Origin of the sequence: Psychrobacter sp. 2Y5 (assembly GCF_051847375.1) — a bacterium.
Taxonomy (GTDB): Bacteria; Pseudomonadota; Gammaproteobacteria; order Pseudomonadales; family Moraxellaceae; genus Psychrobacter.
In genome coordinates this window covers 110,935-123,270 of record NZ_JBPYDA010000006.1, presented here as the reverse complement: position 1 = coordinate 123,270, position 12,336 = coordinate 110,935, and the positions used below count along the sequence as shown (strand labels likewise).

At 44.8% G+C, this 12,336-nt stretch carries 9 protein-coding genes; 8 read left to right on the top strand and 1 reads right to left on the bottom strand.

Annotated features, from left to right (window positions below; translation table 11 throughout):
- Nucleotides 1-40 precede the first annotated feature (40 nt).
- The 3 genes from pyrF (at nucleotide 41) to ACS8E3_RS08050 (ending at nucleotide 2,675) form a co-directional block, all read left to right on the top strand.
- The gene (gene pyrF, locus ACS8E3_RS08060; protein WP_439243031.1) at nucleotides 41-775 is read left to right on the top strand and encodes an orotidine-5'-phosphate decarboxylase; all 735 of its coding nucleotides are present in this window, start codon (nucleotides 41-43) and stop codon (nucleotides 773-775) included.
- Nucleotides 776-959: 184 nt separating this feature from the next.
- Nucleotides 960-1,754, top strand: coding sequence for a metallophosphoesterase (locus ACS8E3_RS08055; RefSeq protein ID WP_439243029.1), 795 nt, complete (start codon nucleotides 960-962; stop codon nucleotides 1,752-1,754).
- Between the two features lie 84 nt (nucleotides 1,755-1,838).
- The gene (locus tag ACS8E3_RS08050; protein ID WP_439243027.1) at nucleotides 1,839-2,675 is read left to right on the top strand and encodes a histidine phosphatase family protein; all 837 of its coding nucleotides are present in this window, start codon (nucleotides 1,839-1,841) and stop codon (nucleotides 2,673-2,675) included.
- A gap of 186 nt (nucleotides 2,676-2,861) precedes the next feature.
- Here ACS8E3_RS08050 and rpsT read toward each other — a convergent pair whose 3' ends face one another.
- Nucleotides 2,862-3,128: a 30S ribosomal protein S20 gene (rpsT, locus tag ACS8E3_RS08045; protein ID WP_367103515.1), complete on the bottom strand. Its 267-nt coding sequence runs from the start codon at nucleotides 3,126-3,128 to the stop codon at nucleotides 2,862-2,864.
- A 536-nt stretch (nucleotides 3,129-3,664) separates the two neighbouring features.
- On the opposite strand from rpsT, the gene ACS8E3_RS08040 reads away from it, so the two are divergent.
- From ACS8E3_RS08040 to ACS8E3_RS08020, 5 genes are all read left to right on the top strand, one after another.
- Nucleotides 3,665-4,366, top strand: coding sequence for an NAD-dependent epimerase/dehydratase family protein (locus ACS8E3_RS08040; RefSeq protein WP_439243025.1), 702 nt, complete (start codon nucleotides 3,665-3,667; stop codon nucleotides 4,364-4,366).
- A 120-nt stretch (nucleotides 4,367-4,486) separates the two neighbouring features.
- Nucleotides 4,487-5,002 (top strand): ribonuclease E activity regulator RraA, encoded by a 516-nt coding sequence (rraA, locus tag ACS8E3_RS08035; protein WP_439243177.1) that lies wholly within the window; start codon nucleotides 4,487-4,489, stop codon nucleotides 5,000-5,002.
- A gap of 344 nt (nucleotides 5,003-5,346) precedes the next feature.
- Nucleotides 5,347-9,045: a transcription-repair coupling factor gene (mfd, locus tag ACS8E3_RS08030; protein ID WP_439243023.1), complete on the top strand. Its 3,699-nt coding sequence runs from the start codon at nucleotides 5,347-5,349 to the stop codon at nucleotides 9,043-9,045.
- Between the two features lie 93 nt (nucleotides 9,046-9,138).
- Complete coding sequence (locus ACS8E3_RS08025; protein ID WP_439243021.1) at nucleotides 9,139-9,570, top strand: HIT domain-containing protein; 432 nt, start codon at nucleotides 9,139-9,141, stop codon at nucleotides 9,568-9,570.
- 311 nt (nucleotides 9,571-9,881) lie between these two features.
- On the top strand, nucleotides 9,882-12,104 hold the full coding sequence (locus tag ACS8E3_RS08020) for a neutral/alkaline non-lysosomal ceramidase N-terminal domain-containing protein (protein WP_439243019.1): 2,223 nt from the start codon (nucleotides 9,882-9,884) through the stop codon (nucleotides 12,102-12,104).
- The last annotated feature ends 232 nt before the right edge of the window (nucleotides 12,105-12,336 follow it).

Genomic DNA, 12,336 nt, shown 5'->3' with positions numbered 1-12,336 from the left:
CCAACTCATCAATTGTTATCTTAAATAAAGCGGTAAACTAATGACTGATACTTTAGCGCCTCTCGAAGCAGCCTCCACAACCCTGACGTCTCCTATTATTGTGGCTTTGGATAATACCTCCTTAGATGCTGCTCTTGTGTTAGCAGATAAACTAGACCCTGCGCTATGCCGTCTTAAAGTAGGTAAAGAGCTATTTACGCGCTCAGGACCTGCTATCGTACAGGCGCTACAAAAGCGAGGCTTTGAGGTATTTTTAGACTTAAAATTCCATGATATTCCTAATACCACTGCTCAAGCCGTCATGGCTGCTGCTGATTTGGGAGTATGGATGGTCAACGTTCACGCTAGCTGTGGCCACGATGCTATGAATCTAGCCAAACAGCGTTTGCTTGATGGTCATTATGAAACGCTACTAATTGCAGTGACCGTACTGACCTCGATGAATCAACAGAATTTAGCGCAAATCGGAGTCAATAATGAGATTGAGACCCAAGTCAGTAAGCTTGCACAATTGACGCAAAGTGCAGGTCTTGATGGGGTGGTTTGCTCTGCGCAAGAGGCGAAAAGGCTCAAAACATTATGCGGTAATGGTTTTAAACTGATTACGCCAGGTATCCGCTTGCCAGAAGATAATAGTGATGATCAGCAGCGCATTTGTACGCCTAAACAAGCCTTAGATGATGGCGCCGACTATCTAGTCATTGGGCGCTCCATTACCAACTCGCCTGATCCTACTGCTAAATTACAGACTATCCTACGCAGTATTGATATCTAAGGTATAGCTATTTGTATAAGATATCATTAAAGCCGCCTCATGCTATTATAAAAAGACAACCTAGCCGTTGTCTTTTTTACTCTCTAACGCCATATAAATAAATGCTACACTAGATGAGCGTCTTAGCCTCACCGCTAAAACGGTTCAAAATCTACAGTTTTAACCATTTATTATATTGAGTTGTATGAAATTCCAGATATTAAGCGATCTTCATATCGATAGCTATGCTAGACAATCGCACCCCATAGGACATATTCCAAAGACTGATGCTGATATTGTGTTAGTAGCAGGCGATACTGCTAACAGTGATAGCGGTATGCCTTGGCTACAGGAGCAAGCTGCACGGCTACAAGTCCCTTTGCTAACGATTGCTGGTAATCATGAATATTTCAACGAAGATATTTTGCATTTTGATAAAAAGCTAGCGACTTGGGATAATTACGATGCGACTCAGAATTTAGGTTTACGTTTTTTACAGTGTCAGCATATCGATATCGGTGAGGTACGGATATTAGGCTGTACTTTATGGACGGACTATCAATATCAGGCTGATGGCGATACTATAGATATTGCCAAGCGCTTTATGCGCGACTATAAGCAAATATACGCGGGTCATGAGCTGTTTTCACCGGAAGTCTCCATGCAGATTCATGATGAGCAGCGTCGATGGCTCAAGCAAGCGCTTATAGCCTCCAAACAGTTGGGGAAAAAGACGGTAGTGATGACCCATCATAGTATCAGTCCTCTGTCAGTGTCCCAGAAGTATGCCACTCTACCGAGTAACGCCGCTTTTGTCACCGACTTATCTGCTTGGATGTTTGAGGACTGGGCGCCAACGCTTTGGGTGCATGGTCATACTCATGAAGCGTTCGATTATCGTATCAATGATACTCGCGTTATCGTCAACCCGCGTGCTTATCCGAACGAAGTGAGCAGTACTGCTCTTGAGTTCGCTTGGGATAAAGTTATTGAGGTGTAGACCAGTTAAAAGTGGACTAGTCAAAGTTGTTACTAAAATTGTATTTTTACCCCTATAAATAAAGAGCTCGTTACACTATCTTTTATGACTAATACTACTGACCCTAATCGTGCTAGCTCTTTCTTGGATGTGCACTCAAGACATAGCCCAAGCACACCAGCTCCAGCGCATCTGCCCGATAGTATGATGTCTTCTGTTGGGGTGTTACCTGATGACAAGCGGCTAATATTATTTACTCGGCACTCTTTGCGTGAGCGCTCAGACGGTAACGGTTTTGCCAGCTACCAGTTGCCTTTGACCCCTAGAGGGCGCGTCTTGGCCAAAGCTTGGGGACGATGGCTATCCGGGCATCTACCGTACTCCTTAGATGTCGATAGCCTCTCAAGTCCGATAGGTCGCTGCATAGACACGGCCATGCTCATGCAACAAGGCGCAGGCCTCAGCCGTAGTATTATCCATCAGTCGCTATTGGTGGAGCCGGGTAGCTTAGTCACCGATCCCGACATTGCCAATCCAATATTTAAAGAGATCGGTGTACTGAACTTTATCAATCGTTTTTTGCAAAATAATCTTGATGGTACCAAGAACCCTTATCAAGGCGGCTTAGATATTCTCTCGCTGTTTTATCAACATCAGCCGCAGCCAGGTCATATGCTGTTAGCGGTAAGTCATGATACTTTGTTATCAGCTTTTTTGGCGGTGATGCTAGACTTTGTAGAGATTGATTGGAATGATTGGCCCAAGATGATGGAAGGGGTGTTTTTATGGTTCGATGACGGCGATTTTGAAAGTGTGAACGCTAATCTGATATGGCGAGGTAAGCATTATATCCGCCCAGTGAGTCGATTATTAGAGAACTATAGTGCGACAGGCTTTGATAGTGACAAACTTCTGCTACCGCCAGAGGTGAAGTGGGATTAAGGTTGTAGCGGTTTTTTTAACCTAATAACTTTGCGAGCTTGATAACTAATAAGTAATAACTATCTGATAGCGCCGATAGCTTTGACGATTTAACACCCATAAAAAAACCTTGTCTCAGCATTTTAGTCTGTGACAAGGTTTTTTCGGTTTAAACCTAGCAATCTAAATAAGAGAATACTCTTATTATTAAGCTTGTAAGCCTTTGATTGCTTTGTTTAAACGGCTCTTACGGCGAGCTGCTTTATTCTTATGAATAATGCCTTTGTCAGCCATACGGTCTAGAACCGGTACCGCTTTTTTGTAAGCTTCAGTTGCCGCATCATAGTCTTTTGACTCGATAGCTGCGTCAACACGCTTAAGGTAAGTACGAACCATAGAACGCTGTGAAGCAGAGTTTTGGCGACGTTTGGTGTTTTGACGGGCGCGTTTACGAGCTTGTGCAGTATTAGCCACGCGTATCTCCTTGATAAAGACAGATAAAAATATGAATGTTGAATACAGTAATAGTTTTAACCATCATCGGTGACGAGCAGCCGTCTCGCCAAACATGATGTTGATGCCAAATGTATAGTAAGTCATCAAATGCGTCAAAGCCGTTTGGAATAATTAAATAGCTTCAACGTGTAAAGCCGGTCATTTTAACAAATTATTGATCTAAGAACAATATGTTTGAGCGAAGAAGCACAAAGAAGTGTGTATTTAAGTATCAGCAATATTATATCAATTTTTTTAACTTAGGGTGTTAGACATTGTTAGGAGACAAAATTTCTGCTTTATCGATATTCACTTTTACCATCGATTTTTTGATAAAATCTCTTACAATTAATGATAAGCAATAATAGAGGTAATGGGTTAACTTATAAGAGTTGTTGTCGATAAGAACTAGGGTTTGTTGAACATTCGACCTTGGCACTGACAGACCCTAAAGTATCTGAGACGATGACAAAAAGATTGACCACAAAATACTTGACTATGATGATGGATAGGCTATGCAGCGAAAAGCAATTGTAATTGGCGCCACAGGCTTGGTAGGACAATACTTAGTAAAGCAATTAAGCGAGATTTATGACACTCTAATCGTGATTGCAAGACGACCGCTGCGCTATATCAATGCCAGCATTCATTTTTATCAAGTTAATGATTTTGATAACTTAACTGAAATATGTAGTAGTGTTGGTGCCGATCAAAATACCGATGCCTTTAGCTGCTTAGGTACGACTCGCAAGCTAGCCGGTAGTGATGAAGCATTTCGTAAAGTCGATCACGATTATAACGTCAGCTTTGCAACGTTATGCCGAGAAAAAGGCGTAGAAAATTTCTTTTTATTATCCGCAATGAATAATGATATTGACAGTCGCTTCTTATATAACCGTGTAAAAGCAGAAACGGAGCAGTCCATTAGAGCTTTGGGGTTTAAGCAACTGCTTATTTTTCGGCCCTCGTTATTACTAGGTAAACACAAAGGGCGAACACTTGAAAATATGAGTCAAAACGTCTTTAAAGTCCTCTCGCCTTTAGTACCAGAGTCATTAGCTATTCATCCTATTAGCGCTAGGCGAGTCGCTAGCGCGATGACTATGAGCGCTAATAATCTTTATGAGCGCCGCAAATTTCAGTCCGCTGATTTGCCTAGTACGACAAGTATTATTGAAAATAAGCAGATGCTTGCGATGACGCGAGTAAAACACTAGTATTGAAGACTCAAGAACCAAACATCTTGAGTTTGATAGACTAAATGGTCTAAGTAAAAATACTAAAAACATTACCGATAATGCTCAAAAAGGAAGAGAACTATGCCAGATATTAACGAGATGACCAAAGAAGACTTTGTGACTTGTGACTTGTTGGACGCCAATCCTGAATCACAAGTTTGTCTGCCAAATATCGAAGGCAAATCGTTTTATAGCTTCGGCGGCAAAGATAAATTCTGCGGCGAGATTGTGACGGTGAAGTGCTTTGAAGATAATAGCCGAGTTAAGGCATTGCTCAATAGCGATGGCAAGGACACAAATGGCGAAGGCAAGGTGCTGGTCGTCGATGGCGGTGGCTCCATGCGCTGCGCGTTACTTGGTGATATGATAGCGCAGGCGGCTATTGATAATGGCTGGGCAGGCGTTGTGGTCTACGGCTGCGTCCGTGATGTCGATGATATGGCACAGATGGAAGTAGGGGTAATGGCATTAGGCTGTATCCCTCGCAAATCTACGCGCCGTGACGAAGGACAAACGGATATTGAGATCAGTTTTGGTGATCTGACGCTAAACTCAGGTATGTATCTCTATGCTGACAATAACGGTATGATCGCTAGTGATAAAGCGTTACTTTAACAGTTAGGCTTCTTAACCATTAGTTTTGTACACCAGTCAAATGACTACAATAAGTACAATACTTAATAAGTACCATGATTTTACTAAGCAAAATAATGACAAAATGATAATAAGATAAATAGAGAGCTAAGCGTTGACTTCATACTGCAAGTTAGCGTTTAGCTCATTTTATAATGCTTGGTTTGACCATTCGTCCATATCTTTAAAATCGAAAACGTCAGACAAATAAGCCGTTAAACTGACAAACCGTTACCGCATAGCTTTTGGTCTATGGCTAAAAAATTCGTATAATATTCCTTTGTTTTATAACTTCCCTTGATCTCTTAACCTCGATACTACTCTTTATGCCTATCACTGCTTTGACTGACGCTTTTTTTCCTATTAACAAGCAACTTTTTCCTATCAAGGATCAGCAACGACGTTGGCTGGCTCCCGTGCATGGCGCGGTGGGTAGCCTTTGGCTTGCAAGCTTAGTCAACACTGAATTATGGCAAGTGGCTGATCGGCTAAAGATTATGGTGGCGCGCGATCAAAACCAGCTCAATCAGATTGAGACTGAACTGGCGTTTTGCGGCGTTGATGCTTATGTGTTTCCTGATTGGGAGACCTTAACTTATGATGAGCTATCTCCGCATCAAGATATTGTTAGTGAGCGTATCAACCTGTTGACTGACATGCCGACGATAGGGGTGTTGCTAATATCCGTACAGACACTAATGCAGCGCGTGGCACCGCCAAGCTGGCTGATAGGTCAGCATTTTGACTTGAGTGTGGGTGATGTTTTCGATATCAATACTCAGCGCGAGCTATTGGCAAAAGCGGGGTACCGGGCAGTAGAAAACGTTTTTGAGCCTGGTGAGTTTGCCGTACGCGGTAGTATCATCGATATTTTTGCTATGGGTCAGCCATTTCCACTGCGTTTAGATCTGTTTGATGATGAGATTGAGACTATTCGCTTCTTTCACCCGCAGACGCAGCGCACCTTAACTGAAGATGATCTGCGGTCCATGTTGTCGGGCAATGACAGTAGCATGGGCGCAGAGTCGCTATCGCTATTACACAAGCTCCCTGACATCTCAAAACCGATCAAAAAATTTCAAATCCTGCCTGCTAAAGAATTTCCGCTGGATGAAGGCCGTGAGACATTCCGCACTAATTTTGCCACTATGTTCCCTAATGCGAGTAGCCGCAAGTTTGAGCTACATAAAGATGTGATGGCGGGTATTGCTAGTAGCGGCCTAGAGTATTATCAGCCGTTATTCTTTGACGCTGATGACTGGCAAGAAGAGAGTAGCTTATTCAATTATCTACCTAGTGACGCACTATTTATAACCGATGAGCTCATTGGCGAGCGGCAAGTCGATTACTGGTCACAGATTCAGCGCCGGTATGAAGAGCGTCGCCATGATATCGATAAGCCCGTGCTTGCGCCTGAGTTGTTATATTTGCCTGCTAATCGCTTTAACGAGCAGCTCAATCGCTATCCGCGTGTGATTGTTAGCGCGCGCGGCGAGCTTGTGACTAGCCAGACTCAGGCGGTAGCAGAGGAGAGCAGCTCAGATAATCAAAAGATACAGGGGCTAGTCACCTTAAGCGCCCAAAAGCCGCCTCAGTTGTCTGTGAATCACCAAAAAGCTGAGCCTTTAGCTGATTTATTAGCTTTTCTAGAGACGCAGAATCAGACGGCGACGCCCGTACTTATTGTGGCTGAAACCGCAGGTCGCCGTGAAATCCTCATTGAGTTATTCAAAGGTAAAATCGAGACTAAAGCTTACGATAGTTTCAGAGGCTTTTTAGCCATTGATCATAGTGCCTCTGATAATAGCAGTAAGGACAATAACCTACCGCACGTAGGCTTGACCGTCGCACCGATTGAGCGCGGCGTTTATGTGCCCGAGCGCTTAGTAGTCATTAGCGAGACACAATTGTTTGGTCGGCAAGTGCTACAAACCCGTCGTCGTCGCCAAAGCGGCGTGTCTGAAGAGTTCTTAGTTAAGAGTGTCACTGAACTGACCCAAGGCAGTCCAGTGGTGCATATCGAGCACGGTATAGGGCGTTATAATGGCCTAATCATTCTAGATGTCGGCGATGGCGAGCAAGAGTTTATTCATCTGAAATACGCTGACGATGCTAGTATTTATGTGCCAGTAGCTAACCTGCAAATGATCAGCCGCTACAGTGGCGGCGATCCGGCGTTAGCACCTTTGCATAAGATTGGTAGCGGTAAATGGGACAAAGCCAAGCAAAAAGCCTTACAGCAAATCCATGATGTGGCGGCTGAGCTGTTAAACATGCAGGCAAGGCGCGAGGCTAAAGTCGGCATTCACTTTAAGATAGAGTTTTCGCAATATGAGCTGTTCGCTAGCCAGTTCGCCTTTGAAGAAACGCCTGATCAAGCCAATGCCATTCATGCAGTAATGGAAGACATGCGCCAAAATCAGCCGATGGATCGTCTCATTTGCGGCGATGTCGGCTTTGGTAAGACAGAAGTCGCTATGCGGGCGGCATTTATTGCGGTCAGTGCTGGCTACCAAGTCGCGGTGTTAGTACCGACCACTTTGCTCGCAGGTCAGCATGAGGATAACTTTCGCGACCGGTTTGCCGATTGGCCGGTGCGTATTGAGACTTTATCGCGCTTTGGCGGCAAAAAGCATCAAGATACGGTACTTGCTGATCTTGCAGCCGGTAAAGTCGACATCGTCATTGGTACGCATAAACTGCTACAAAAAGACGTCAAATTCGCCAATCTAGGCTTAATGATTGTCGACGAAGAGCACCGTTTTGGTGTACGCCATAAAGAGCGTATCAAGGCCATTCAGACTGACGTCGATAGCTTATCAATGACTGCCACACCGATTCCGCGTACGCTTAATATGGCGCTCTCAGGGATGCGCGATATGTCGATTATTGCTACGCCGCCCGCGCGCCGCCTAGCGATTAAGACTTTCGTCATGCAAAAGACCGACTCGCTGATGAAAGAAGCCATCTTGCGAGAGCTGTTACGCGGCGGGCAAGTCTATCTGCTGCACAATGATGTCGCTAGTATTGAGCGCATGGCAGAGACCATTCGTGAGCTGGTACCAGAGGCGCGAGTAGGGGTCGCGCATGGCCAGATGCAAGAGCGGCAACTTGAGCAAATTATGCAGCAGTTCTATCATAAAAAGTTCAATGTACTGATTTGTTCAACTATTATTGAAACCGGCATCGATGTGCCTAATGCTAATACTATTATCATTGAGCGCGCTGATAAGTTCGGTCTAGCGCAGCTGCATCAGCTGCGTGGCCGCGTGGGTCGTAGCCATCATCAAGCGTATTGTTACTTACTGGTGCCATCGCTCAAAGGTCTAAAAGGCGATGCTAAGCGCCGACTGCGTGCTATCGAACGTGCTAATACTCTTGGCGCTGGTTTCATGCTAGCAAGCGAAGATTTAGAGATTCGCGGAGCAGGCGAAATACTGGGTAAGCAGCAAAGCGGTAATATGCAAGCGATAGGGTTTAGCTTGTATATGGATATGCTAGAGCGTGCGACTAAGGCGATCAAAGCGGGCAAAGAGCCTGATCTCAATACGCCATTGTCGCTGACTAGTGAAATTAACTTGCATAGCTCAGCGCTGATTCCAGAGGAATATGTGCACGATGTGCATCAGCGTTTGCTCTTTTATAAGCGTATCAGCAATGCTGATGATTTCGAGGCGCTTACCGATATTCGCACAGAGATAATCGATCGTTTCGGGGTTTTGCCTGATCAGACCAAGCAGCTGTTTGCGGTACATAGTCTGCGTCTGCAAGCCGAACCCTTGATGATTAACAAAATTGATGCCAATAGCAGCAGTGTCAGTTTAGAGTTCGCTCCAGATACGCCAGTAGATGCTCTGGCTATTATTAAACTCATTCAATCGAATGGACAAAAGTATCGGATGAATGGCGCCTCGGGTATCCGCTACAGCGATGCTGATAAGCTTGAAAGTGGTGAGCAAAGAGCCAAGGCTGTACAAGAGCTACTAAAGTACTTTAGCGAGCATATGGCAGCAGAGCCGGCTTGAGGGAATTGCTAACACGCTTAAGCTGATAACTGCTAAAATAGCCCTAATGACTTTTACTTTTTCATTATATTTATTATTAGAGAAATAATTCTTATGTTTCAATTACATCCTAAGCTTGCCGCGGATAGTTTTTTGGTTGGTGACTTTCCTTTATCCACTTGTCGTTTAATCAATGATTGTCAGTTTCCTTGGCTGATATTAGTGCCACGAGTAACAGGAATAAAAGAGCTATATGAGCTCTCAGAAGCGGATCAAAACCAGTTTTTGCGCGAGTCAAGCTGGTTATCGAGTCAGCTAGCCAAGACCTTTCAAGCCGATAAGATGAATGTCGCAGCACTAGGTAATCAAGTACCGCAGCTGCATTTTCATCATATCGTACGCTATCAGAATGATATCAAATGGCCAAACCCAGTATGGGGCACACCTGCTATTCCTTATACGCAAGAAGTATTGGCGCAAATGCAGCAACCGCTAATGATGGCGCTACGTGGACATCACCAAATGCCGTTTGATTGGCAAATGTAATCAAACTATAAGTGTTATAAACAAAACTGAGTGCTTCTCAAACAACTTTATGGTGACATAAGCTAAAGCTGGATTTAGTTTATGTCACCATAAAGTGTTTTACATTTGTCTGTTATTCGTTATATTAGAGAAGGTTGGCTAAAGGATATAGTCAATCTGCACGCTTAAAACCATTTTCAAGTCGTCATCGTCATTGATTGATTGCTTTGAAAGTGGTTCGAGCTATTTGATCTCAGCGAACTTATAGTGCTTGTAAATATTTATTAGCGAATATAAGTAGCTGTGATTCTACTCTATGTTAAGGATAACAGATGACGACTTCTTTTATTTCGCCCCTATTACTGCGACCGACTATGTTGCTTGTCTCTATTTGTACCGCCGTACTCGGTCTAACGTCCTGTGAGACAGATTCGGCTGACACTACCTCAGCCCAGTCCGCCAGCATACAAACGCCTGCTACAAACACACTCTCCGCAGCAGCCAGTTCCAGGACCTTGAATTATAGCGCTAATGCATCGACAAGCGCGCAGCCGATGAGCCAATATCTCGTGGGTAGCGGCAAAGCAGATATCACGGGCGCCGCTGCCGAAACCGGCATGTTTGGCTATGCTTCCGGTCAAGTGGTGCAAGGCATTAACGATCGTCTATACGCTCATGCCTTTATCATCGGTGAAGAAGATAGTAACCAAAGCAATAACTCGGGTCAACGAGTCGTTTATGTATCGGCAGATATGGGCGCGATGTTTACTGCAGTAAAGCTCGAGGTCATCAAACGCTTGCAAGCTGATTATGGCGACTTATATGACGATGATAATGTGATGCTCACCGCCACCCATACTCATGTGGGCAATGCTGGATACTCGCATCAGCAGCTGTATCAAATTGCCAGTACTGACGATACGCTAGCAGGCTATAGCAGCCAAAACTTCAATGCCATCGTTGGCGGTATTGTCACCTCGATCAAGCGCGCTCACGATACTTTGACACTAGGGTCGCTCTCTTTGGCACAAGGCGAGCTAAAAGGGGCGACTGTCAACCGCTCAGAGTTTGCTTATAACAACAATGTGGATGCGCAAGACTTCGATACTAATGTCAATGAGACCATGACCCAGCTGCGCCTCAATGCTGCCGACGGCACGCCAGTGGGACTGATTAATTGGTTTGCGCTGCATCCAACCAGCTTTAGTAATCAATTTATGCATCTGAGCGCGGATAATAAAGGCTACGCTCAGATCGGCGCTGAAAAGATTTTTGCTAAAGATTCAAACGATAGTTTTGTCGCCGCTTTTGCCAATGCTGACGAAGGCGATGTTTTGACTGCTGGCGGCAATGCCAACTCCAAACCTGGCTATCAGGGCAGTAGTAATGAGTGGGAAAATGTCAAGCGTGATGGCCAACTACAGCTTGATAAAGCGGTCGAGCTTTGGGATCAAGGCTCGCCTGTCGCGGGTCCCGTCGACGTACGCGCCCGCTGGGTTGACTTAAAAGGCTATCAAGTCGATGGTAAATTTACTAATGGCGCAGGCAATAAAGTTTTATGTACGCCTGCGCGCGGATATTCCTTCGCTGCTGGCGGCGAGAATGGCCCATCAAACATACCTGGCGTGTATGAGGGCATGACGCGCGAGAACTTCCGTATCAATGACGATATTAATAAAATCGATCAATCCTTTTTGGGTAGCTTGACTCGCGGCGCGTTTGGTATTGTCTCAACGGTTAATCAAGATGACTGCCAAGCAGAAAAACAAGTGCTGCTACCCACCGGCAATTGGGGTTGGATCAATACTGAGCAGCCCGTACAGCTAATGCGTATCGGTAATATTGTGTTAGTCGCCATCCCCGGTGAGCCGACGACTATGGTTGGACGACGCATGCGCGCAGCGGTGTTAGGGCAGCTCAAAGACTCGGGCGTCGATACCGTTATTGTGAATGGTTTAGCCAATAACTATAGCGGCTATCTAAGCACACGCGAAGAGTTTGCTACTCAGCACTACGAAGGCGCCTCCACTGAATATGGTCCTTATCAGACTAGCGCTTACATTCAAGAATATACCCAATTGGCGCAAGCCATGCGCGATAACATAGACGTTTATGATAGGGTGACGCTGCCTGATCGCTCAAATAGGTCATTTAATGAGCGTCCAAGTGTGATATTTGATGATAAACCTATCCACCAAAGCTGGGGACAAACCCTTACGCAGCCAAACCCAAACTATCAAAAAGGCGAGGTCGCTACGGCGGTATTCCGTGCTGCGCATCCCAAAAATAACCTCCGTACCGAAGACAGTTTTTTAATTGTGCAACGCTATGAGAACGGTCAGTGGATTGACTATCTAAGCGATAGCGACTTTGAGACCACTTATACGTGGCAGCGTCAAGGCGTGGCATATAGTAAGGCGATTATCGATTGGCGAATAGCAGATGATACCCCCGCTGGTACCTATCGCTTGACCCATCAAGGTGACTGGAAGAATGGTTGGACGCGCAAGATAAAACCGTATTCAGGCGCTTCTAATAGCTTTACGGTTCAGTAAGTAGAGTACATTTCGAGCCACTTTAAGCTTATAAACGCCGAATATAAATATCTAATTCATTGTGACTATTGAATATTGCTCAGCTAGTGTTATCTAATCGTTTAAGGACCTTAGGATCATTTAACTGAGCATCATTTACCTAAGTCGCCATTTAAATGACAAGTGGTGTTTTTTTGGTTATCATTGCCGTGGGCTTAGCAGGCTTAAAATATTATAATGGATTAGACCCTTT